The sequence below is a fragment of the Flavitalea plasmicola genome, assembly GCF_030546645.1.
Lineage (GTDB): Bacteria > Bacteroidota > Bacteroidia > Chitinophagales > Chitinophagaceae > Puia.
In genome coordinates this window covers 326,972-352,651 of the sequence record NZ_JAUOTO010000004.1, presented here as the reverse complement: position 1 = coordinate 352,651, position 25,680 = coordinate 326,972, and the positions used below count along the sequence as shown (strand labels likewise).

The window sequence follows — 25,680 nt, the reverse complement described above, 5'->3', positions numbered from 1 at the left end:
CATGGATTGCCTCCAAATAAAAAAGTAGAAGGCTTTTTTACCTTCTACTTTAGTTTTTTTTAACATATTGAGTGGAACTATTCTTCCTCGTCGAACTGCATAGCCTCACGGGTAGTTTGCAGAAGCTCATACTCTTCCTTGCTGCCCACGATCATGTTCTCGAAGTCACGCAGCCCTGTACCTGCAGGGATCGGGTGACCCGTGATCACATTCTCCTTCAGCCCCAGCATGTCATCACTCTTGCCCTGGATAGCCGCAGAGGACAGTACTTTCGTGGTCTCCTGGAACGATGCAGCTGATATCCAGCTCTGTGTACCCAGTGAAGCCTTGGTGATACCCAGCAGCAAGGGTGCCGAAGTAGCAGCCCTGGCATCCCGGAATTCAGCCAGCTTCTTGTCATTCCGGCGCAGGATGGAATTCTCTTCCCTCACTTCCCGGAGACTGACTATCTGACCAGCTTTCAGCTTCGTGGACTCACCCGGATCACTGATGACCTTCTTATCGAAGATCCAATCGTTCTCTTCCAGGAACTCAAACTTATCCACTGTATCTTCTTCCAGGAACCTCGTATCACCCGGGTCGACGATGGTCAGCTTGCGCATCATCTGACGTACAATGACCTCGATATGCTTATCGTTGATCTTCACACCCTGGAGACGATATACTTCCTGGATCTCATTCACCACATATTCCTGTACGGCAAACGGTCCTTTGATGGAGAGGATGTCCGCAGGCGCCACCTGTCCGTCGGACAGCTGTGCACCGGCCTTGATGAAGTCACCATCCTGCGCCAGGATCTGCCTGGTCAGCGGAACGAGATATTTCTTCACCACGCCATCCTTGGCTTCCACGATGATCTCGCGGTTACCACGTTTGATATTCCCGAAGGCTACTACACCGTCGATCTCGCTGACGATAGCAGGGTTGCCCGGGTTACGCGCTTCGAACAGCTCCGTTACACGAGGCAGACCACCGGTGATATCCCGCAGTTTACCCAGTACGCGGGGGATCTTCACGATCACCTGTCCAGCCCTCACCTCATCGCCGCCTTCGACAACGATATGCGAACCCACAGGTAAGTTGTAGGCCTTTATTTCCTTGGCTCCTTCAATGTTGATGGAAGGTATCTTGGTCTTATCCTTCGTCTCGATAACCACCTTCTCACGGTGACCCGTCTGCTCATCCGCCTCTTCCCGGTAGGTGATACCCTCGAGGACAGCGTCGAACTTGACAGTACCCGCGATCTCGGAGATCACGACGTTGTTGAAGGGATCCCATGTGCAGATGATGTCGCCCTTGCTCACTTTCTGGCCATCCTTCACATTCAGGGTAGCGCCGTAAGGCACGTTGTTGGTGATCAGGAGACGGTCGTTCTTCACGTCCATGATACGCACCTCACCGGTACGACCAATGACTATCTGCACCTTGTTGCCTTCATTATTTTCAGTAACGACGGTTCTGAGTCCGTCGAATTGGATCGTTCCCTCAAACTTAGCCAGCATGGTAGATTCTACGGACGCACTGCCGGCCACACCACCTACGTGGAATGTACGGAGGGTCAGCTGTGTACCAGGCTCACCGATGGACTGGGCGGCGATAATACCCACCGCATCTCCCTTCTGTGTCGTATAGCCCGTAGCCAGGTTCTTACCATAGCACTTCACACAGACGCCACGCTTGCTTTCGCAGGTCAGTACGCTACGGATCTCCACTATTTCAATACCGGCATCCTCGATGGCCTTGCCGATCTCTTCGGTGATCTGCTCACCTGCAGTAACGATCAGCTTATCTGAAGCCGGGTCATATACATCATGAAGAGATGTACGGCCCAGTATCCTGTCATATAATGGCTCTACCACATCCTCATTGTCCTTCAGGGCAGAAGTAGCGATGCCACGCAGCGTACCGCAATCCTCTTCAGTGATCACCACGTCCTGCGCAACGTCCACCAGACGACGGGTCAGGTAACCGGCATCCGCCGTTTTCAAAGCCGTATCCGCAAGACCCTTACGGGCGCCGTGCGTAGAGATAAAGTAATCCAATACGTTCAATCCGCCTTTGAAGTTGGAAAGAATGGGATTCTCGATGATCTCGGAGCCCGTGCTGCCGGACTTTCTCGGCTTGGCCATCAGACCCCTGATACCCGCCAGCTGCTTGATCTGCTGCTTGCTGCCACGGGCGCCGGAGTCCAGCATCATGTACACAGAGTTGAATCCCTGCTTGTCATTGGCCAGCTCCACGATCAGCGATTCCGTGATACGCGTATCCACACGGCTCCAGATATCCACGATCTGGTTATAACGTTCGTTATTGGTGATCAATCCCATATTGTAGTTGTCCCATACCTCGTCTACTTCACCCTTCGCATTTTCCAGCTGCTGCTCCTTGGTATCGGGAATGATCAGGTCATTGATGTTGAAGGACAATCCACCCCGGAATGCCATGCGGAATCCCAGCTGCTTGATATCATCCAGGAATTTCACCGTCTTGGGAATGTTCGTCCACTTGATGATGTTCCCGATGATCTCACGAAGCGATTTCTTCGTCAGCAGGGCATTCACAAAGCCGACTTCCACTGGTACGAACTGGTTGAACAGCACCCTTCCGACCGTAGTCTCCAGCAGCTTGGTCTCCAGTGTATCCTGGGGCGTCCTCACCGTGGTCTTCACCTTGATATAAGCATGCAGGTCCACCCTGTTCTCATTATAGGCGATGATCACCTCTTCGGCGCTGTAGAAGGCCTTGTTCTCACCTTTCACCTTTTCAGTGGGGGTAGACTTCTTGCCTTTGGTTATATAATAGAGACCCAACACCATGTCCTGTGAAGGCAGGGTGATAGGCGTTCCGTTCTGCGGGTTCAGGATGTTGTGCGAAGACAGCATCAGCAGCTGGGCTTCCAGTACGGCAGCACTGCTCAAAGGCACGTGCACAGCCATCTGGTCACCGTCAAAGTCGGCGTTGAAAGCCGTACACACCAACGGGTGCAGCTGGATAGCCTTACCTTCGATCAGCTTCGGCTGGAAGGCCTGGATTGACAGTCTGTGCAGCGTCGGAGCACGGTTCAGCATCACAGGATGCCCTTTCAGTATATTTTCGAGGATATCCCAGACAATAGCTTCCTTCTTGTCCACCAGCTTACGGGCACTCTTCACCGTCTTCACGATACCCCGCTCGATCAGCTTGCGGATGATAAATGGTTTGAACAGCTCGGCAGCCATGTCCTTCGGCAGACCACACTCATGCAGCTTCAGCTCAGGACCCACCACGATAACACTACGACCGGAATAGTCCACACGTTTACCAAGGAGGTTCTGACGGAACCGGCCTTGCTTGCCCTTCAGCACATCGCTGAGGGACTTCAGGGCACGGCCGCCTTCCGCCTTCACGGCATTGGACTTACGGCTGTTGTCGAACAGGGAATCGATGGCTTCCTGCAACATACGTTTTTCATTACGCAGGATCACCTCAGGCGCCTTGATCTCCAGCAACCGCTTCAGACGGTTGTTGCGGATGATCACCCGGCGATAAAGATCGTTCAGGTCGGAAGACGCAAACCTTCCGCCATCCAGCGGCACCAGTGGACGCAGCTCCGGAGGTATCACCGGGATATACTGCATCACCATCCACTCGGGACGGTTGGTGATCCGGGAATTCGCATCACGGAAAGCTTCCACAACGCTCAGACGCTTCAACGCATCCGCCTTACGCTGTTGCGAAGTCTCGTTGGCAGCCGCATTGCGCAAGTCAAAGGACAGCTGATCCAGCTCGATCCTCTCCAGGAGGTCATGCACAGCCTCAGCTCCCATCTTGGCAATGAATTTGGAGGGATCCTCGTCAGGCAGGTACTGGTTGTCCTTGGGCAGGGTGTCCAGTATCTCCAGGTATTCCTCTTCCGTCAGCAGGTCGCCGTAATTCTGCCCCTTATCCGTACGGATACCAGGCTGGATCACGACATATCTTTCATAATAAACAATACTCTCCAATTTCTTCGAGCTCATGCCCAATAAATAACCGATCTTGTTAGGCAGGGACTTGAAGTACCAGATATGAACCACAGGCACCACCAGCTTGATGTGCCCCATACGCTCCCGGCGAACTTTCTTCTCCGTCACCTCCACACCACAACGGTCACAGACGATCCCCTTGTATCGGATCCTCTTATACTTGCCGCAGGCGCACTCGTAATCCTTTACAGGACCGAATATACGCTCGCAGAACAACCCATCCCTCTCAGGCTTGTACGTGCGGTAGTTGATGGTCTCCGGCTTCAGGACCTCTCCATAGGATCTTTCGAGGATACTGTCAGGAGAAGCAAGTCCGATGGTGATTTTTGAAAAAGTGGCTCTGGGACGATTTTCTTTTTTAATAGCCATATTGCAATATGCGGTTTTTTTATTCCTCGATTACCCTTCTGAAAATCAATAACTTAGGTGACAGGCAAATAGCCAAGAAAGACAATAAACCTAAATTAAGGAGGGCAAAGGTACGAATTTAATTAGAAATAACACTCAGGCAAAATCTTAATAATGACAAATGCTTATTTCTTCAATAAGCACTTATCCTGGCTTTCGCATGATAAAATCCAGCAATGTATGGGAAATTGACTCAGCTATTCTTTAACATTTTTTAACCTTCATTGGTTCAAATCTTTTCACTTTTCCCCCTCTTATTCCCGGGGTATTATTTTGAGGACGGAATTCTGGCTGCCGCAATAGATAACATTCCCCGTCGTTGCCACCGAAGTTACATTCTTTCCAAGCCCGATCTCCCCTGAATAGGTCGTAAAGGATTGCCCGCCATCGGTGGTAATGTCCAGTTTCCCTGTGGCGACACTGATGGTATTGCCATTCACTGCCACCTGGCCGGCCCAGGGCACTCCGTTCGGCTGGTGATTCGAAAAGGTTTGGCCGCCGTCTTTGGATATGGCCACCCCCTGTATCGTCGCCAGGTACAGCACTCCATCCTGAACGTATATGCCGTTGACACGGATCCGGAGCCCGGACGGGTCCTTTAGATTGTCATTGTATGTAAAGGAACGTCCACCATCATGAGAGATAAACAAACCGTTCTGCCCCCCTGCATAAACGGTACTGCCACTCGCATAGACACACCACATCGACTGAGTAGTATTTCCAGGCGTAATGAGCCCATTGGTGGTCGTATCAAAACTAGCCCCCCCATCCCGTGAGATCAGCATACCATTTCCCGAGGCACAATAAACAGTGTCCCCCTGGACAGCAATCCCGGTTACCCCGAAGCCATACCCGCTTGCAGATTTATATACACGCGTCGTGAAGGTTTTCCCGCCGTCCGAAGACATGGCCAGCCCATCGTTAATGCCGGCATAAATAGTTTTTCCCCGGGCATAAACGCAGTTTACTTCCGGGCCGGGGCCGGTAACTCCTCCTAATAGAAAATAGTCCGCAAAACCGTCATACTGGGACATCAGCAGTCCCTTCGTCGTCGCTACATACATTGTTTCCCCGTCGAAGAAGATGCTATTTGTATAAGCATCACGCACCACTTCGGGAAAACCGATGAACTTTGTTTCATATTTGAACGCTATCGCATACTGTTTAGTGGTGCCATTGGCCCAGGTAACGGTCAGTATATGCATCGGGCTGGGAGTCAGATCGACAGTATCCGCCCATAAATTGCCAACCTGATCCTGCGAGAAAACATTCATCCCCTGTTTTTTGCCTGAATTGACTACAGCCCCCGCCGGCAGATGATAAACCAGGGGCACGGCTGCGACCATTTGGGGATTCACTAAACTGACAAAGAATGTATCGCCCTGGCCTCTAGAGGTCAAAGAGCCCACGGATGGATCGATCTTGATAAAAAAAACGTTGGCTTGAGGGTCGTGATCCTGCTTTTGGCAGGCAGTGAACAAGCACAACACGAGAATTGCAGGTATTGCTCTATTCATGGGTTAAAGGTTATTCGGGAAAAATACTCATCATACAGGATACGGTCAACCCATCCGGGCCGCTTTAATGATCATTTAATTTTACCCCCTCCTATGCCCCTCCAGGTACTTCTCCCTGATCACATCCTGCACCGGCACATTCCGCACCTTGCTCTCCAGCCATGAAATAATATCCAGGTAAACAAAAGCCCTTGTCTCAAACCTGTTCTTCTCATACTTCTTCAGCTTCTCCAGCAATTTCTCCAGCTCAGGCCGTATACGGTCCGGCGAGAGATTGAACGACTTCCTGAGAAACCGGAAGATCTCTTCCTCCACCAGGCTCAAATTCTCCATCTTGGCCATAAATCGATACACCGACTTGATAAGGTACTCCAGCAGCCCATAATTGCCCAGCTCATAATGAGCGATCAGGTGCAGCAGCCGCGAATAACACTGCAGGTCCGTCCGCAGATCCACCTTCCAGTTAATGATCTTATTCAGATAATCGATCGTCCGCTCATAATCCCCGCTGCCAAAATACAAACAGGCTATCTTGTAGTAAAAGACCAATATCCGGTGACGATCCAGGTAGATCCAGTACTCCCGCAGCTTTTCTTCGATATAAGGCACCAGCTCCAGCCCCTCCGTAAAGGTCCCATCCAGGAAATGCTTGTTCAGCTTGGAAATATAGAGATACACAAACGTCTGGATCCGGTTGTTCACATTGCCCGTCACAATGGCGGAATGGGAGAACTCCTCGAATTGACGAAGCGTTTCTATGAATTTAGGATAGTTCAGCAGGTCGAAATGCGCCCCCAGCAAATTGTGCATCCCCTTGATGTAATGAGCGGTCTCGATCCCCAACATAAAAGGCTCCTTCTCGAACAGGTCCACCCATTTCTGCGTATATCGGTAGTAAAGAAGAAAATCCTGCCGGATAAAAGCATACCAGCAGAAGCTCTGGTACTGGTACAGTTTCTCATAAAACCCCGTACAGCCGCTGAGGTCCGCAGGAAGATGCGTTTCGAAGAACTCCTGCACGGCAATCTCGTCCTTCTCATTACGGGCTACCCCGTTACGGATATACCAGCTGTATAGCTGCAGCGAGAGGTTGGACAAGGTGCTCACCAGCCTGAGATGATCGTTCACTTCATCCACTTCCGCCGTCAGGCGGTCAGCCCTGTCCTGCATACTACGCGTGATGTGCAGCGATTCGATCGTCTTTTCGAAAAACAGTACCTGCAGCAAAAAGGTGATCTGGTTATGCTCCTTGGCATTCTCCTTGATCCTGTCCAGCACCTTCAGACTTTGCAGGTATAGCCCCTTGTTATAGAGGATACGGGCATGGTCCAGCTGCTCATGTAGCTGAATATCAATGTTTTCCTCCTGCCGGATCAGCCGCAGGCTGGAAAGGATCTCCCTGTATAAATGGGCTTTGGCATTCGACAGCTGCTGCTTCTTAAGGCTTTTGCTTTTTTTTAACAGTTGCGCCTCATCGTACTCCTCCATTTTGTCCAGAGCATCAAATAGTTGTATGCTCTGCAGGTCCTCACTGGCCGAATTTCGCTTGATATACAGCTTGAAATTGCGTTTCTCTGACTTTTCCAGAGACTTAATAAGTTGGAACAGGGCGTCTGACGATCGGTTGGGCATCGTAATTTAAAACTTTAAAATCCTTTACAGCAGTGGGTTTCAGACGAAATAGCCCCTATTAAACCGTGTAAAACCATGCTAATTATGATTTTAAACCGAAAATAAAGAAAGCTAATTTCGGATGGAAGGTTATTTCCGGAATAGGGCCCTCAAAGATACATCCGCCCTCTCCTTTTTGCTAACCCTTTTAAAAAAATCTATGTCCGACAAAAAGATCTACATTTTCGATACCACCCTCCGCGATGGCGAACAGGTACCCGGCTGCAAGCTCAACACCACCGAAAAGGTCGAGCTGGCCCAACAGTTGGAAGCCCTGGGCGTGGATATCATCGAGGCTGGCTTCCCCATCTCCAGCCCCGGCGACTTCCATTCCGTGGAAGAGATCGCCAAAATAGTGAAGGACGTCACCGTCTGCGGCCTCACCCGGGCCGTGCAGAAAGACATCGAAGTGGCCGCGGAAGCCCTCCGGCATGCGAAAAGGCCCCGCATACACACAGGCATTGGCACTTCCGATTTTCACATAAAAAGTAAATTTAATTCCACCCGAGAAGAGATCCTTCAACGCGCTGTTCAAGCCGTGAAATGGGCCCGCAATCTGGTCGATGACGTGGAATTCTTTGCGGAGGACGCCGGCCGCACCGACAATGAATACCTGGCCCGCGTAGTCGAAGCCGTTATCGCCGCCGGCGCCACCGTAGTCAATATCCCCGATACCACCGGCTATTGCCTCCCCGACCAATACGGTGAGAAGATCGCCTATCTGGTCAACAATGTGAAGAATGTCGATAAAGCCATCCTGTCCTGCCACTGCCACAACGACCTGGGTCTGGCCACCGCCAACTCTATCGCAGGTATCCGCGGCGGCGCCCGCCAGATCGAGTGCACCATCAACGGACTGGGCGAACGCGCCGGCAACACCTCACTGGAAGAAGTGGTCATGGTGATCAAACAACACAAACAGCTGGGATTCTATACCAATATCAAAGCCGAAAAGCTCAACCCCATCAGCCGCCTGGTTTCCGACACCATGCGTATGCCGGTGCAGCCTAACAAAGCGATCGTAGGGGCCAACGCTTTTTCTCACTCTTCCGGTATCCACCAGGATGGATTCCTGAAAGACGCTTCCACCTATGAGATCATCAATCCGGATGAAGTAGGCGCAGATGGCTCCAAGATCGTGCTGACAGCCCGCAGCGGCCGCAGCGCCCTGGCTTTCCGCTTCCAGAAGCTCGGCTATTCCTTTACACGCAACGACATCGACGTCCTGTACGAACGATTCCTGAAAGTGGCCGACACCAAAAAGGAAGTGATGGAAGCAGACCTGAATGAACTGGCAAAAGCTTACAACGCGGCAGCAGTTACCGCGTAACGAAACCATATGGCAAAAACATTATTTGAAAAGATCTGGGACCAGCATGTGGTAAAGACCATCGACGGTGGGCCTTCGGTGCTATACATCGATAAACACTTTATTCATGAGGTCACCAGCCCCCAGGCATTCAAAGGGCTGGAGAAAAGAGGGCTGGAGGTCTTCCGCCCCCGCCAGATCGTAGCCACCGCCGACCACAACGTCCCCACCGTCGATCAGCACCTCCCCATCAAGGACGAACTGTCCAGGATGCAGGTGCAGCAGCTGATAGCCAACTGCGCAAAACATGGTGTAGAGCTCTACGGTCTCGGTCACCCCTACCAGGGCATCGTTCACGTCATAGGCCCCGAGTTGGGTATCACCCGCCCCGGCATGACCATCGTATGCGGCGATAGCCATACCTCCACCCACGGAGCCTTCGGCGCCATCGCTTTCGGCATCGGCACCAGCGAAGTGGAAATGGTAATGGCCACCCAATGCCTCCTGCAGAGCCGGCCGAAGCTCATGCGCATCAATGTGGAAGGCGCCCTCAATAAAGGCGTGGTCTCCAAAGACATCATCCTCTACATCATCGCACAGATCTCCGCCAGCGGAGCCACCGGCTACTTCGTGGAATTTTCCGGCTCGGCCATCCGTCAGCTGTCCATGGAAGCCCGTATGACCATCTGCAATATGAGTATCGAAATGGGCGCCCGCGGCGGCATGATCGCTCCCGACGATACGACCTTCGACTATCTCAAAGACCGCGCATTCGCTCCCAAAGGCGCCGAATGGGACACCGCGCTGGCCGGGTGGAAAGAACTCTTCTCCGACACCGACGCCGTATTCGATAAGGAGATCCACATCGATGCTGCCACCATCGAACCCATGATCACCTACGGCACCAACCCCGGTATGGGCATCAGCGTCACCGGCCACATCCCCTCCGAAACAGAGATCACGGAAACGGAAAAACCCTCCTATCTCAAATCCCTGGATTATATGGGTCTGAAAGCAGGCTCCGCGATCAAAGGGAAAAAAGTGGATTACGTTTTCATCGGCAGCTGCACCAACTCCCGCATCGAGGACCTCCGCATGGTCGCCGCCTTCGTAAAAGGGCGCAAAAAGTCGAAAGACATCGAGGCATGGATCGTGCCCGGCTCCAAACAGGTGGAAAAGCAAGCCATTGAAGAAGGCCTCGACAAAATTTTTGAAGCTGCCGGCTTCTTCCTTCGTCAGCCCGGCTGCTCTGCCTGCCTGGCAATGAATGAGGATAAGATCCCCGCAGGAAAATACTGTATCTCCACATCCAACCGCAACTTCGAAGGGAGACAAGGGCCCAGCGCCCGCACCCTCCTCGCCAGCCCGCTGACAGCTGCAGTCGCAGCCATCACGGGAGAGGTCGCAGATGTGAGGGAATACCTATAATAAAGAAATGATGAGCAACCAATCCATACATATCGTCAGTACCACCGCCGTCCCGGTTGATATGGAGAACGTGGACACCGACCAGATCATCCCTGCCCGCTTCCTGAAAGCCACCAGCCGTGATGGGTTCGGTGAAAACTTATTCCGCGACTGGCGCTACAACAGCGACGGCAGCCCGAAAAAAGAATTTGCATTGAACGATCCTGCTTATCAAGGGAAGATCCTCGTGGCCGGCAAGAACTTCGGCTGCGGGTCCAGTCGCGAGCATGCCGCATGGGCCATCAAAGATGCAGGTTTTGACGTCGTGATCAGCAGCTTCTTCGCCGACATCTTTAAGAACAACGCCCTGAATAATTTCCTTCTGCCCGTCACTGTCAGTGAAGGACTGCTCAAAGAAATTTTCAGCGCCATAAAGAACAATCCGTCTGCGCTCATCACGATCAACCTGCCCGACCAGACCATTACCCTGGAACCCACGGGCCGCAAAGAAAGATTTGAAATCAACAATTATAAAAAGACCTGCCTGCTGAACGGTTATGACGACATTGACTATTTGCTCAGCATCCGGGATGAAATTGAAACTTTTGAAAATAGGCACGCATAAATATCATTAAACCCATACCCAAACCCTGATTGTATGCAGAAGAACATCGTTGTCATAGAAGGAGACGGCATCGGGCCCGAAGTCACCCGGCAAGCCGTCAAAGTGCTGAACGCCGTCGCCGAGCACGGTGGGCACGAATTCACCTATAAGTATTGCCTGATGGGAGCCGACGCCATCGACAAGACCGGTACCCCCCTGCCCGATGAGACCATCGAAGCAGCCCTCAACAGCGATGCCATCCTCTTCGGCGCCATCGGCCACCCGAAATACGACAATGATCCCTCCGCAAAAGTGCGGCCCGAGCAAGGTTTGCTCAAACTAAGGAAGTCATTACAATTGTTTGCCAATATCAGGCCGGTGACCACCTATCCGGCCTTACAACATTTGTCCCCCCTCAAGGCAAAGATCCTTGAAGACGTGGACTTCATCATTTTTCGCGAACTGACGGGCGGCATTTATTTCGGCAAGAAAGAGACATCCGCCGACGGCAACCAGGCCATGGACGATTGCACCTACACCCGCGAAGAGATCGAGCGCATCGCACACCTAGCCTTCCGCCAGGCCCAGCAGCGCAGAAAAAGACTGACCCTCGTGGACAAGGCCAACGTACTGGAAACCTCCCGCCTGTGGCGAAAGGTCGTACAGGACATCGCCAGACAATACAGCGACGTAAAGGTCGATTTCCTCTTCGTGGACAATGCCGCCATGCAGATCATTCTCAACCCGAAACAATTTGACGTGATCCTCACGGAAAATATGTTCGGGGATATCCTCAGCGATGAAGCCAGCGTCATCAGCGGTTCACTGGGCCTGCTCCCCTCCGCTTCCATCGGTAAAGGTGCCGCCCTTTTCGAACCCATCCACGGATCATACCCCCAGGCCACAGGCAAAGACATCGCCAACCCCCTGGGAAGTATCCTCTCCGCCGCTATGCTGCTGGACCACTTCGGCCTGCACAAAGAGGCCGGCAGAGTAAGAGAGGCCGCCAACTGGACGCTGCAGAATAGCTTCGTCACCAAAGACATCGATCCGGTGAATTTCTATTTCACGTCCACCATCGGCGAGCTGATCAGCGATTACGTGGGCGGCAAAATACCAGGCGACATCCACAGAGAGAATATCGAGTTGCGGAAGTCGACGATCATATAGCTGCAAGCCACAAGCCGCAAGAAGACCTAAATAAACGCTTGCAGCTTGCAGCTTGAAGCTTGTAGCTAAAAAAAAAGTTCTTTGTTTATTGGAATGGCGGAAGTATATTCGTGGTAAGAATACATCCTTCATGGCCCAGCGCAGTCTAAATAATGTTATCTCCCGGCTAACCTCCATAGTAGTGGTGGTGGTGGTGATTATTATTCCTGCGATCCAGGGAGGAGGGTGGTAATGTAAATAATACAAACTAAAAATACCAGCGACCCGCCTCCAAAAGGCGGGTTTCTTGTTTTATCACGACTCGTCAACTCTTAAAACAAATGATTATGGCATACTACAATGAACACACCGTTCTCTGGCAGGACGGCAGGATATTAAAGGCTTCGGAAGCCAAAACTGATCTCTATGGTCAGTCCCTTCACTACGGCTACGCCGTCTTCGAAGGCATCCGATCCTATCGCACCGCCGCAGGCGCCACGAAGATCTTTAAGGCCGAAGAACATTACCATCGGCTCCGCAGGTCCGCCGAAGCATTGAATATGCCTTACACCTACGACGCAGATACCCTCATCAAAGCCACTTACGATATTCTCGAAAAGAATCACCTCCAGGACGCTTATATCCGCCCCGTCGTATACGGGCCCGCCAATATGAGCTTCAACCCCAACACGGAATCCTTTACGGTTATCCAGACCTGGGAGATGGCTCCCTTCCTGGGCGAGAAGCTGCTCAAGGTCATGACATCCTCTTTCCAACGCCCTAACCCTAAAGGTTTTAAAATAGAAGCAAAGGCATCCGGTCACTACGTCAACTCCATCCTGGCCAGCCAGGAAGCCAAAGGGAAAGGCTTCGACGAAGCCCTCCTCACGGATATGAATGGCAACATCGCCGAAGGACCGGGCGCAAATATGTTCTTCGAAAAGGATGGCAGGCTCTTCACACCGGAAAAAGGCAACATCCTCCCCGGTATCACAAGAGCAACGGTCCTCGAAATATGCAGCGAGCTCGGCATACCCGTCGAAGAAGGCCAGTTCACCATCCGCCAGCTGAGATCGGCAGACGCTGCCTTCTTCTGCGGCACCGCGGCAGAGGTCATAGGCTGGGAATCCATCGACGACACGAAATTCCCCGTCCCCTGGAAAGATACCCTCGGCCGTAAAATTCAACAGACCTATAAAGACCTGGTCATAGAAAAACAAGATCAATTAACAACAGCATAAAAAAACCAAGCTTGAAGCTTGCAGCTTGTAGCTTGTAGCTAAAAAGAAATGGAACTTAACAAATACAGCAAGACACTCACACAGGACCCGACGCAACCGGCCGCACAGGCCATGTTGTATGGCATTGGATTGACAGACGACGATCTCAAAAAAGCGCAGGTGGGCATCGCCAGCATGGGCTACGACGGCAACACCTGCAACATGCACCTCAACGACCTGGCAAAAGTGGTAAAAGAAGGGGTGTGGGACAATGATCTGGTAGGGCTCATCTTCCATACCATCGGCGTCAGCGACGGCATGAGCAACGGCACCGACGGCATGCGCTTCTCCCTGGTCAGCCGCGACATCATCGCCGACTCCATCGAGGCAGTCTGCGGCGCTCAATACTATGACGCGCTCATCGCCCTGCCCGGCTGCGACAAGAACATGCCGGGATCACTGATGGCCATGGGCCGGCTTAACAGGCCCTCCATCATGGTCTATGGCGGTACCATCGCCCCCGGACATTATAAAGGTCAGGACCTTAACATCGTCTCCTCCTTCGAAGCCCTGGGGCAAAAGATCGCCGGCAAACTGAGCGATGCCGACTTCAAAGGCATCGTAATGAACTCCTGCCCGGGAGCGGGCGCCTGCGGAGGCATGTACACGGCCAATACCATGGCCGCAGCAGCCGAAGCGCTGGGCATGAGCCTCCCCTATTCCTCCTCCAATCCCGCACTCAGCGAAGACAAAAAGAAAGAATGCTACGATGCCGGCAAAGCCATCCTCGTCCTGCTGGAAAAAGACATCAAGCCAAAGGATATCATGACCCGCAAGGCCTTCGAGAACGCCATCACCACCATCATGGTCCTGGGTGGCAGCACCAACGCGGTCCTGCATCTACTGGCCATCGCCCGCAGCGTCGACGTTCCCCTGTCCCAGGACGACTTCCAGACCATCAGCGATAAGATACCCGTACTGGCCGACTTCAAGCCCAGTGGCAAATATCTCATGCAGGACCTGCACGAGCACGGAGGCATCCCCGCCGTGATGAAGTATCTCCTGGAAAAAGGATTGCTGCACGGAGATTGCCTCACCGTCACAGGTAAGACACTGGCCGAAAATCTCGCAGACATCCCCGCCATCGATTTTACAACACAGGACATCATCTACCCGCTGGAAAAACCCATCAAAGCCACCGGCCACCTGCAGATCCTCTACGGCAACCTCGCAGAAGGCGGCAGCGTAGCCAAGATCAGCGGTAAAGAAGGGGAAAGGTTCGAAGGCCCCGCGAGAGTCTTCGACGGAGAACATCAACTGATCAATGGTATCAACACCGGAAAGATAAAAGCAGGCGACGTAGTGGTCATCCGCCACGTAGGCCCCAAAGGCGCCCCCGGCATGCCTGAAATGCTGAAACCCACCTCCGCCCTCATCGGCGCCGGCCTGGGAAAAAGCATCGCCCTCATCACCGACGGCCGGTTCAGCGGCGGCACCCACGGCTTCGTCGTAGGACACATCACTCCCGAAGCCTATGAAGGAGGCGCCATCGCCCTGGTCCATGACGATGACATCATAGAGCTGGACGCCACAAAGAATACCATCACCCTGAAAGTAGCGCCTGAAGAATTGGCCAAACGCAAAGCGGCATGGCAGCAACCGCCGCTGAAAGCGACGAAAGGCATCCTTTACAAATATGCCAGACAGGTAAAGAACGCAGCCGAAGGATGTGTAACCGATGAATTTTGATATTGCGCCTCGGGGGTCCGCGGAAAAATACCCCCGGCGCAATATCCGCTAATGATGGCCCTTCGGGCAGCGAACCCGTGGTCCGCTTTGAAATTGAACAGAATTTTTAAAATTATTTTATGAGCAACGCAACAACAACACCCGTACCCACTCCATCAAAGCCCAAGGCGGCTTCCAAAAGCAAAGCCCCCGCACCCCGGGAGATCAACGGCTCGGCCGCCGTCCTGGAAGCTTTCCTGGAAGAAGGCGTAGACACGATCTTCGGTTACCCCGGCGGCGCCATCATGCCTATCTATGACGCCCTGTACGACTACCAGGAGAAGCTGAAGCACATCCTCGTCCGGCACGAACAGGGTGGCATACACGCTGCACAGGGTTATGCCCGTACTTCCGGTAGGACAGGCGTCGTATTCGCCACCAGCGGCCCGGGGGCTACTAACCTGGTCACTGGTCTTGCAGACGCCATGATCGACAGCACTCCCCTGGTATGTATCACCGGCCAGGTCTTCGCCCACCTCTTGGGCACCGACGCCTTTCAGGAGACGGATGTCATCAACATCACCACCCCCATCACCAAATGGAATTATCAGGTGACGGACGCGACGGAGATCCCTGCTGTATTGGCCAAAGCATTTTATATCGCCGGCAGCGGACGCCCCGGCCCTGTCCTCATCGATATCACGAAGAACGCACAGATCCAGAAATTCAGCTACGAAGGGTATAAGAAATGCAGCCATATCCGCAGCTACCGCCCCAAACCCATCGTACGCAAGGAATACATCGAAAAGGCAGCCCAACTCATCAACCAGGCCCAACGCCCCTTCATCCTCTTCGGACAAGGCGTTATCCTCGGCAAGGCCGAAAAGGAATTCCAGGCCTTCGTTGAAAAGAGCGGCATCCCCGCAGCCTGGACATTATTGGGCCTCAGCGCCCTGTCCACGGACCACCCGCTCAACGTGGGCATGCTGGGTATGCACGGCAACTATGGTCCCAATGTCCTCACCAATGAATGCGACGTCCTCATCGCCATCGGCATGCGCTTCGACGATCGCGTGACGGGACGCCTGGATAAATATGCCAAACAGGCACAGGTCGTCCACCTGGACATCGATCCCGCCGAGATCGACAAGAATGTAAAATCGACCATCCCGGTGTGGGGCGACTGTAAAGAGACCCTCCCCCTGCTGACAGAACTGGTCGAAAAAAAGACATATCCCGAATGGCTGAAAAGGTTCAAAGACTATTATAAAGAAGAAGTGGACGCCGTCATTAAGGAAGAGCTCAACCCCACCACCGAACAAATGACGATGGGAGAGGTAATAAAAGTGCTCAACCAGTTCACCGACGGCGACGCCGTCATCGTCACGGACGTAGGTCAGCACCAGATGGTAGCCTGCCGCTATGCCGAATTCAAACAGTCCCGCAGCAACGTTACTTCCGGCGGCCTCGGCACCATGGGCTTCGGCCTTCCGGCTGCCATCGGCGCAAAATTCGGGGCTCCCGATCGTACGGTCGTCGCCATCTGCGGCGATGGTAGCTTCCAGATGACCCTCCAGGAACTGGGCACCATCATGCAAAGTGAATTAGATGTAAAGATCCTGATCCTGAACAACCGCTTCCTGGGCATGGTACGCCAGTGGCAGCAGCTCTTCAACGACAAACGCTACTCTTTCGTGGACATCGCCAGCCCCGACTTCGTCATGGTGGCAAAAGGCTATGGCATCGCCGGACAAAGCATCGAAAAAAGAGAAGACCTCCCGAATGCGATAAAGGCCATGCTCGACCATAAAGGATCCTACCTGCTGGAAGTTTTCGTAGGTAAAGAGAACAATGTATTCCCAATGGTGCCGCAGGGTTGCAGCGTTAGTGAGATCAGACTTAAATAAAGCCTTCGGCTTTATAGCTGCAAGCGACAAGCTTCAAGCTACAAGCCGGACTTAAATAAACATTAAACACCTAATAAAACCAAGCTTGCAGCTTGCAGCTGACAGCTTGACGCTATCAAATGTCCAGGACGCCAACGATAAAATGGAATGCCAGCCTCTACGACGACAAACACTCGTTTGTCTTCAAATATGGCGAGGACCTCATCAGCATGCTGGCCCCGCAGGCAGGTGAAAGGATCCTGGACCTGGGCTGCGGCACAGGACACCTGACCCACCAGATCTCCCTCACAGGTGCACGGGTGATAGGCATCGATAGCTCCGCGCCCATGATAGAAAAGGCCTCCGCTATCTTTCCGGACATCGACTTCCGTGTCATGAACGCCACGGACTTCCAGTTCAACCAGCTCTTCGACGCCGTATTTTCGAATGCGGTCCTGCACTGGGTGCTGGATAAAGAGGCGGCCATCGACTGCATCACCCATCACCTGCGCCCCGGCGGTCGCCTGGTATTGGAAATGGGCGGAAAAGGCAACGTGGAAGACATCGTGGTCAATACCCGTAAAGTCCTCACCAGGCACGGATACTATCACAACGCAACGCAACAGCTGTGGTACTTCCCCTCCCTGGGGGAATACACCTCCCTGCTGGAAAGGAAAGGCTATCGGATCAACTATGCCTCCCATTTCGACAGGCCGACGGAACTGCAGGATACGGAAAATGGCATCAAGGACTGGATAAGAATGTTCGGCAACGCTTTTTTTAAGAATATTCCCGAACAGGATATCGACCCCGTGCTCGAAGAGATCCAGGCAGCGGTAAAACCCACGAACTACCGCAACCACAAATGGTACGGCAACTATAAAAGACTGAGAATAGAAGCAATCAAACAATAAACACCTAAAAAGTCAGGCTTGCAGCTTGAGGCTCGCAGCTTGCAGCTCAAAAATATGAATCCAAATAAGCAGCAATACACCATCACCGTCTACACGGAAAACCAGATCGGCCTGCTTAACCGCATCGCCATCCTGTTCTCCCGCCGTAAGATCAACGTCGAGAGCCTGAACACCTCTCCCTCCGAAGTGGAAGGCATCCACCGTTTCACCATCGTCATCAACGAAACGGAGGAAGTGGTAAGAAAGCTCTGCCGCCAGATAGAAAAACAGGTAGATATCCTGAAAGCCTACTACAACACGAATGAAGAGATCATCTGGCAGGAAATGGCCCTCTATAAAGTATCCACCGAGGAAATAGCCGAGAAAGTAAAGGTCGAACGGCTGTTGCGCGAATACGGGGCTCGTGCCGTAGTGATCCGGAAGGACTACACCGTCTTCGAAACGACAGGACAAAGGGAAGAGACGGACAAGCTGGTGGAGGTGCTGGAACCTTATGGCCTCATCGAGTTCGTAAGAAGCGCCCGCATCGCCATCATCAAGGACAGCCACGGCTTCCACGAAAAGCTGAAAGAATTTGAATCGACGGAGCCCAGCGAAGAGGTCGTCGAGAACGAATTCCTCGACAAACAGGACGAAGTATTCACGATGTAACAAACCAACCCATTATTCAATAAAAAAAAATATCACATCCCAAAAAAACAGAAATAACATGGCAAAATTAAATTTCGGCGGCGTGGAAGAAAATGTAGTAACAAGAGAAGAATTCCCCCTCGCCAAAGCCCAGCAGGTTTTGAAAAATGAAGTAGTAGCCGTCATCGGCTATGGCGTCCAGGGACCCGGTCAGTCGCTGAATCAAAAAGATAACGGTATCAACGTGATCGTAGGCCAGCGGAAAAATTCCAAGTCATGGGATAAGGCGGTAAAAGACGGTTTCGTTCCCGGCCAGACCCTGTTCGATATCGAAGAAGCATTGGAAAAAGGCACCATCATCTGCTACCTGCTGAGCGATGCGGCCCAGATCCAGCTGTGGCCCACGGTGAAAAAACACCTGACACCCGGTAAAGCTTTGTATTTCTCCCACGGCTTCGGCATCACCTTCAACGAACAGACAGGGATCGTTCCTCCCAAAGACGTGGACGTATTCCTGGTGGCCCCGAAAGGTTCAGGCACTTCCCTGAGAAGAATGTTTCTCCAGGGTCGCGGGCTCAACAGCAGCTACGCCATCTTCCAGGACGCAACAGGAAAAGCCAAAGAACGCGTCATCGCCCTGGGCATCGCCGTCGGCAGTGGCTACCTGTTCGAAACAGACTTCCGCAAAGAAGTATTCAGTGACCTGACAGGCGAACGCGGTACGTTGATGGGCGCCATTCAGGGGATCTTCGCCGCTCAATATGAAGTATTACGTAAAAAAGGACACACCCCTTCCGAAGCTTTCAACGAGACAGTGGAAGAGCTGACCCAATCCCTCATGCCCCTGGTGGCAGAGAACGGCATGGACTGGATGTATGCCAACTGCTCTACCACCGCACAAAGAGGCGCACTGGACTGGTGGAAGAAGTTCCGCGATGCTACCCTCCCCGTCTTCACCGAGCTGTACGAAAGCGTAGCCGCAGGTAAGGAATCTCAACGGTCCATCGACTCCAATAGCCAGCCCGACTACCGCGAAAAGCTGGAAGCCGAGCTGAAAGAATTACGCGAAAGCGAACTGTGGCAGGCAGGCAAGACCGTAAGAAGTCTCCGCCCCGAAAATCAGGCCGCACCACAAAAACAATCGAAGGAAGCAGTAAATGCATAATTTGTTATCTTTTCCCCCGGCGCCCCCAGCAGGGGCGCCGGAATTAGACTTCCACGCAGCCGCCGGTAGATTAAAGAAAGTAGTCACCAGGACTCCCCTGAGCTATAATCACAACCTCTCCCGGAAATACGGCTGCCGGGTCCTGCTCAAAAGAGAAGACCTGCAGGTCGTACGTTCCTATAAGTTAAGGGGAGCCTATAACATGATGGTCAGCCTGCCCGCCGCGCAATTGCAAAAAGGCGTGGTATGCGCCAGCGCAGGCAATCATGCACAGGGCTTTGCCTACTCCTGCCGCAAGCTGGGAGTAAAAGGCGTGGTATTCATGCCCAGCATTACCCCCAAACAAAAGGTCACACAGACCAGGATGTTCGGAGAGGGTAATATCGAGATCGTCCTCACAGGTGACACCTTCGACGACTGCGCCGTAGCCGCCCGGGAATACACCGGATCCAACGGCATGACCTTCATCCCCCCTTTCGAAGATCCAAAGATCATCGAAGGACAGGGTACCGTGGCCGTAGAGATCCTGGAAGATGAGCCCGAAGTAGACTATCTCTTCGTACCCGTTGGCGGTGGAGGACTTGCCTCCGGAGTAGGTACTTTCTTCAAAACATACTCGCCCCGCACGAAGATCATCGGCCTGGAGCCGGAAGGCGCTCCCTCCATGACGGAGGCCCTCAAAGCAGGTCACCCGGTAACCCTCGGCAGCATCGAACGCTTTGTCGACGGAGCCGCCGTAAAAAGAGTAGGCGACCTCACCTTCTCCATCTGCCGGGAAGTGCTGGATGATATGCACCTCGTACCGGAAGGAAAAGCATGCTCCACCATCCTGCGGCTGTATAACGAAGACGCCATCGTCGTCGAACCGGCGGGCGCCCTCAGCATCGCGGCCCTGGACGACTATGCCGACGCCATCAAAGGCAAGACCGTCGTCTGTATCGTCAGCGGTAGCAACAACGACATCGATCGCATGCAGGAGATCAAGGAAAGGTCCCTCCAGTATGAAGGGCTGAAACACTATTTCCTGATCAGCTTCTCCCAACGCCCGGGAGCGCTGAAAGAATTTGTCAACCATGTCCTGGGACCCGGCGACGATATCACCCGCTTCGAGTACATGCAAAAACACAACAAAGACACAGCCCCCGCCCTGGTAGGCGTCGAGCTGACCAACAAAGAAGATTATCGGACCCTTTTGAACAACATGGAGAGGTACAATGTATCCTATACGGAGCTGAACAAGAATGACACGCTGTTCAGCTATCTAGTATAGGTCCGTCGATCCCTCCGATCCTATGAGCCGCCTCATCCTTTGTTAGAAAAACCCACCCCTCCAATCCTTGCTAAACCTGATATTTGTCAGAAGATCCTGTGTATAAATCTTCTATCCCTGTGAAAAACAATAATTAACGAATATTTAATTTAATAGGAATTTTTACGTAATTTTATTCGATTGCTTGCTATCCTTCTTAGATTATTATCTAAGATTCTTAATAAAAATTGAAAAAAGTCTAATCTATTAATTGCGTATGGTAAGCAAAGGTTTATATTCTCCTGAGTTTGAGCGTGATGCGTGTGGTATCGGCTTCGTGGCTAACATCAAGAGCAACAAATCCCACCAGATCATTTCGGACGCGCTGACAATCCTGGAGAACATGGAGCACCGCGGAGCATGCGGTTGTGAGAACAATACGGGCGACGGTGCGGGTATCATGATCCAGACCCCGCACGAATTCTTCTTTGACGAATGCGTAAAGCTGGGCATTCATCTGCCTCCATATGGTAAATATGGCGTAGGCATGCTGTTCTTCCCCCGCGACATCCGCCTGAAAGAAGAATGCCGGGATATCTTCTCCCGCTCCGCCGAAAAGCTGGGCCTGGAGATCCTGGGCTATAGAAAAGTGCTCGTTAATCCCGAAGGCATCGGCCCGACAGCCCTTTCCGTTGAGCCGGAAATGGAACAGGTTTTCATCGCCTGCCCCGACCATATCAAGGACCCCGAAGCCTTCGAAAGGAAGCTCTTTCTGCTGCGTAACTATGCCAGCAACACCATCAACAATACGATCAAAAAGGACGCCATCGGCTTCTACGTGGCTTCCCTTTCCTATAAGACCGTGGTCTACAAAGGTCAGCTCACCAGCAGCCAGGTACGCCATTACTTTCCCGACCTCAGCAACAAGCGGCTGGTTTCCGCCTTTGGCCTGGTCCACTCCCGCTTTGCCACCAATACCTTCCCCTCCTGGAAACTGGCTCAGCCATTCCGGTTCATCGCGCACAACGGGGAGATCAATACCCTCCAGGGCAACCTCAATTGGTTGAAAACAGGTGAAAAAGCCTTCACCACACCCTACTTTACAAAGGAGGAAATGGACATGCTGCTGCCCATCATCGCAGAAGGCCAGTCCGACTCCGCCTGCCTGGATAATGTCATCGAGCTGCTGTCCCTTTGCGGCCGCAGCCTCCCCCACGTCATGATGATGCTGATCCCCGAAGCATGGGACGGCAATGAGCAGATGGACCCGGTGAAAAAAGCTTTCTACGAGTTCCACGCCTCCATCATGGAACCATGGGACGGTCCCGCCTCCATTTCCTTTACGGATGGAAAGATCATCGGCGCCACCCTTGACCGCAACGGCCTCCGCCCCTCCCGCTACTGCGTAACCACCGACGATCGCGTGATCATGGCCTCCGAAACAGGCGCCCTCCCCGTGGATCCCCGGCTGGTGAAAGAGAAAGGCAGACTGCAGCCAGGTAAGATGTTCGTAGTCGACCTGGAACAGGAACGCATCATCAGCGATGACGAGCTGAAAAGCGCCATCTGCTCCCAAAAGCCCTACGCCGAATGGCTCAACAAATACAAGATCAGGCTGGAAGAATTACCAGAGCCCAGAGTGCTCTTCACACACCTGGAGCACGAGCAGATCTTCAAATACCAAAAAGCCTTCGGCTATTCCACCGAAGACCTGGATACCCTCATCGCGCCCATGGCGCTGGATGGAAAGGAACCCATCGGGTCCATGGGCACCGACGTCCCCCTGGCAGTGCTGAGCGATCAGCCCCAGCACCTCAGCAGCTACTTCAAGCAGCTTTTCGCCCAGGTGACAAATCCACCCATCGACCCCATTCGCGAAAGACTCGTCATGTCCCTCGCCAGCTTCGTAGGCGGCAATGCCAACCTGCTGGAAGAAGACCCCCTGGCCTGTCATAGCGTTGCGCTCAAACACCCCGTGCTGAGCAACCATGAGCTGGAAAAGATCCGCAGCATCGACACCGGCGTGTTCCAGGCCAAGACCCTGCAGACCTATTTCAGGGCCGACGGAAAACCCGGCTCCCTTCAAAAGGGCCTGGATCGCCTCTGCCGGTACGCCGTAGACGCCGTCGAAGATGGGTTCGAAGTGCTGATCCTGACGGACAGGGCTATCGACTCCGACCACGCGCCCATACCTTCCCTGCTCGCCGCCTCGGCCGTACACCACCACCTCATCCGTAAAGGCTATCGTGGACAGGTAGGCATCATCGTGGAAGCCGGTGACGTATGGGAAGTACACCACTTCGCCGCCCTCATCGGGTTCGGCGCCACCGCTATCAACCCCTACCTGGCCCTCTCCAGCATCCGCGATATGAAGCTGACTGGCCGCCTGCAGACTGACCTCGATGCAGAGCAGCTGAAAAAGAACTATATCAAGGCCATCTGCGACGGATTGCTGAAAGTCTTCTCCAAGATGGGCATCTCCACCCTGCAGAGCTACCAGGGCGCCCAGATCTTCGAGATCATTGGCCTCAACAGGACCGTAGTGGATAAATATTTCACGGGAGCTACCTCCCGCATCGAAGGGATGGGCTTGGACGAGATCGCAAAAGAAACGCTTTCCAAGCACTATTTTGCCTTCAGCCGCAAGGACATCCCCGTGGAAAGACTGCCCGTGGGCGGCATCTACCAGTGGAAGAGGAAAGGAGAATTCCACCTCTTCAACCCCCAGACCATCCACCTGCTGCAATATTCCACCCGGATGAACGATTACAATTCGTTTAAAAAATATTCCAAGCTGGTGAACGACCAGAGTGAGAAGGCCGCCACCTTAAGAAGCCTGCTCACGTTCAAGCGCAACCGCCCTTCCATTTCCCTGGAAGAGGTGGAGCCCGCGGAGAGTATATACAGGAGATTCGCCACAGGCGCCATGTCCTTCGGCTCCATCTCCCATGAAGCCCACTCGACGCTGGCTATCGCGATGAACAGGCTGGGAGGGAAAAGCAACACCGGCGAAGGCGGAGAGGATGAACTGCGCTATGAGACGCTGCCCAATGGCGACTCCATGCGCTCGGCCATCAAACAGGTGGCATCGGCGCGTTTCGGCGTCACCAGCTACTATCTCACCATGGCCGACGAGCTGCAGATCAAGATGGCCCAGGGCGCCAAGCCCGGCGAAGGCGGTCAGCTGCCCGGCCACAAGGTCGACGATTGGATCGGTAAAGTACGCCATTCCACACCCGGCGTGGGACTCATCTCCCCCCCGCCGCACCACGATATCTATTCCATCGAAGACCTGGCACAGCTGATCTTCGATCTGAAGAACGCCAACCGCGCCGCCCGCATCAGCGTCAAGCTGGTGTCCAAGGCAGGCGTAGGCACCATCGCAGCGGGCGTGGCAAAAGCCAAATCGGACGTCATCCTCATCTCAGGACATGACGGCGGCACCGGCGCCTCACCCGTTAGCTCCATCAAGCACGCAGGCCTGCCCTGGGAGCTCGGCCTGGCCGAATCCCACCAGACGCTCGTAAAAAATAAATTGCGCAGCCGCGTAGTCCTCCAGGCAGACGGACAAATGAAGACAGGCCGCGACATCGCCATCGCTACCCTGCTGGGCGCCGAAGAATGGGGCCTCGCCACCACCGCACTCGTAGTGGAAGGATGCATCATGATGCGCAAATGCCACCTGAACACTTGCCCCGTTGGCGTTGCGACACAAGACCCCGAACTGCGCAAACGCTTCACAGGCGACGCAGAGCACGTGGTCAACTTCTTCAGGTTCATCACCCAGGAACTAAGAGAGGTCATGGCCGAGCTGGGATTCCGCACCATCGACGAAATGGTAGGACAGGTAGATTGTCTCCAGGTAAGGGACAACGTCGCCCACTGGAAATATAGCAAGCTCGACCTCTCCCCCATCCTGTATAAAGAGCCCGCCGGAATGTACACCGGCCTGCACAAACAGGAAGAACAGGACCATGGACTGGAAGGCGTGCTGGACTGGAAGCTCCTGGACGCAGCTCAACCTGCGCTCCAGCAAAAGCAAAAGGTCTTCGCCTCCTTTGCGATCAGGAATACAGACCGCACCGTCGGTACCATTCTCTCCAACGAGATCTCTAAAAAGTTCAGGTCCGCCGGCCTGCCGGAAGATACCTTGCATTTCAAATTCACAGGCACCGCAGGCCAAAGCTTCGGCGCTTTCAATACCAACGGGGTCACCCTGGAGCTCGAAGGAGACGCCAATGACTACTTCGGTAAAGGTTTATCCGGCGCCCGGCTCATCGTATACCCTTCACCCAACGCCGCCTTCATACCGGAAGAGAACAGCATCATCGGTAACGTGGCCTTCTATGGCGCCACCTCCGGTGAAGCCTTCATCCGCGGCAAGGCAGGGGAAAGGTTCGCCGTCCGCAACTCAGGCGTGAAAGCCGTCGTAGAAGGCGTCGGCGACCACGGCTGCGAATACATGACAGGAGGCCGGGTCGTTATCCTGGGTGATACAGGCCGCAACTTCGCCGCCGGTATGAGCGGCGGGATCGCTTATGTATACGACGTAAAAAGCCAGTTCTCCGCATTATGCAACAGGGAAATGGTTGAGCTGGACCCCGTAGGCGCCGACGACGTCGCAGAGCTGAAAGACATGATCCATCGACACTATGCCTACACAGGCAGCACGGTCGCCAAGTTCGTCCTGGACGACTTTGAAAACCAGCTGCAGCATTTCGTCAAGGTGTTCCCGACGGACTATAAAAAAGTATTACTGGAAAAAAGTCATAAACAAACGGTCCGTTCCTAGATCGGTCCGCCGGCCACAGAGGCAACG

15 protein-coding genes are annotated in these 25,680 nt (G+C 53.4%); 12 read left to right on the top strand and 3 right to left on the bottom strand.

Annotation, left to right across the window (positions count from 1 at the left end):
• Window positions 1-77: 77 nt before the first annotated feature.
• From rpoC to Q4E93_RS15640, 3 genes are all read right to left on the bottom strand, one after another.
• A complete protein-coding gene (gene rpoC / locus Q4E93_RS15650) occupies window positions 78-4,373 on the bottom strand; it encodes a DNA-directed RNA polymerase subunit beta' (RefSeq protein ID WP_303586727.1) in 4,296 nt (1,431 codons plus the stop codon).
• 293 nt (window positions 4,374-4,666) lie between these two features.
• Window positions 4,667-5,929: a WD40/YVTN/BNR-like repeat-containing protein gene (locus Q4E93_RS15645; RefSeq protein ID WP_303586725.1), complete on the bottom strand. Its 1,263-nt coding sequence runs from the start codon at window positions 5,927-5,929 to the stop codon at window positions 4,667-4,669.
• An 81-nt stretch (window positions 5,930-6,010) separates the two neighbouring features.
• Window positions 6,011-7,561 carry a hypothetical protein gene (locus Q4E93_RS15640; RefSeq protein WP_303586723.1) on the bottom strand — a complete coding sequence of 517 codons (1,551 nt, stop codon included), beginning with the start codon at window positions 7,559-7,561 and terminating at the stop codon, window positions 6,011-6,013.
• A gap of 199 nt (window positions 7,562-7,760) precedes the next feature.
• Between Q4E93_RS15640 and Q4E93_RS15635 the strand changes: the two genes are divergently transcribed.
• The 12 genes from Q4E93_RS15635 (at window position 7,761) to gltB (ending at window position 25,653) form a co-directional block, all read left to right on the top strand.
• Window positions 7,761-8,930 carry a 2-isopropylmalate synthase gene (locus tag Q4E93_RS15635; protein ID WP_303586721.1) on the top strand — a complete coding sequence of 390 codons (1,170 nt, stop codon included), beginning with the start codon at window positions 7,761-7,763 and terminating at the stop codon, window positions 8,928-8,930.
• Window positions 8,931-8,939: 9 nt separating this feature from the next.
• Window positions 8,940-10,337, top strand: coding sequence for a 3-isopropylmalate dehydratase large subunit (leuC, locus tag Q4E93_RS15630; RefSeq protein WP_303586719.1), 1,398 nt, complete (start codon window positions 8,940-8,942; stop codon window positions 10,335-10,337).
• 7 nt (window positions 10,338-10,344) lie between these two features.
• Window positions 10,345-10,941, top strand: coding sequence for a 3-isopropylmalate dehydratase small subunit (leuD, locus tag Q4E93_RS15625; RefSeq protein ID WP_303586717.1), 597 nt, complete (start codon window positions 10,345-10,347; stop codon window positions 10,939-10,941).
• A 33-nt stretch (window positions 10,942-10,974) separates the two neighbouring features.
• The gene (leuB, locus tag Q4E93_RS15620) at window positions 10,975-12,090 is read left to right on the top strand and encodes a 3-isopropylmalate dehydrogenase (protein ID WP_303586716.1); all 1,116 of its coding nucleotides are present in this window, start codon (window positions 10,975-10,977) and stop codon (window positions 12,088-12,090) included.
• Between the two features lie 326 nt (window positions 12,091-12,416).
• Complete coding sequence (locus Q4E93_RS15615) at window positions 12,417-13,310, top strand: branched-chain amino acid transaminase (protein ID WP_303586715.1); 894 nt, start codon at window positions 12,417-12,419, stop codon at window positions 13,308-13,310.
• 48 nt (window positions 13,311-13,358) lie between these two features.
• Window positions 13,359-15,038, top strand: a complete 1,680-nt coding sequence (gene ilvD / locus Q4E93_RS15610; protein WP_303586714.1) for a dihydroxy-acid dehydratase — start codon at window positions 13,359-13,361, stop codon at window positions 15,036-15,038.
• Window positions 15,039-15,157: 119 nt separating this feature from the next.
• Window positions 15,158-16,924, top strand: coding sequence for a biosynthetic-type acetolactate synthase large subunit (ilvB, locus tag Q4E93_RS15605; RefSeq protein ID WP_303586712.1), 1,767 nt, complete (start codon window positions 15,158-15,160; stop codon window positions 16,922-16,924).
• A gap of 119 nt (window positions 16,925-17,043) precedes the next feature.
• A complete protein-coding gene (locus tag Q4E93_RS15600) occupies window positions 17,044-17,817 on the top strand; it encodes a class I SAM-dependent methyltransferase (protein WP_303586710.1) in 774 nt (257 codons plus the stop codon).
• Window positions 17,818-17,871: 54 nt separating this feature from the next.
• Window positions 17,872-18,468: an acetolactate synthase small subunit gene (ilvN, locus tag Q4E93_RS15595; protein ID WP_303586708.1), complete on the top strand. Its 597-nt coding sequence runs from the start codon at window positions 17,872-17,874 to the stop codon at window positions 18,466-18,468.
• A 58-nt stretch (window positions 18,469-18,526) separates the two neighbouring features.
• Window positions 18,527-19,612: a ketol-acid reductoisomerase gene (gene ilvC, locus Q4E93_RS15590; RefSeq protein WP_303586706.1), complete on the top strand. Its 1,086-nt coding sequence runs from the start codon at window positions 18,527-18,529 to the stop codon at window positions 19,610-19,612.
• Entirely contained in the window at window positions 19,605-20,882 is a 1,278-nt protein-coding gene (gene ilvA / locus Q4E93_RS15585; RefSeq protein WP_303586703.1) for a threonine ammonia-lyase, read from the top strand. The genes ilvC and ilvA overlap by 8 nt, the downstream gene beginning before the upstream one ends.
• Before the next feature lie 256 nt (window positions 20,883-21,138).
• The gene (gene gltB / locus Q4E93_RS15580) at window positions 21,139-25,653 is read left to right on the top strand and encodes a glutamate synthase large subunit (RefSeq protein ID WP_303586701.1); all 4,515 of its coding nucleotides are present in this window, start codon (window positions 21,139-21,141) and stop codon (window positions 25,651-25,653) included.
• The last annotated feature ends 27 nt before the right edge of the window (window positions 25,654-25,680 follow it).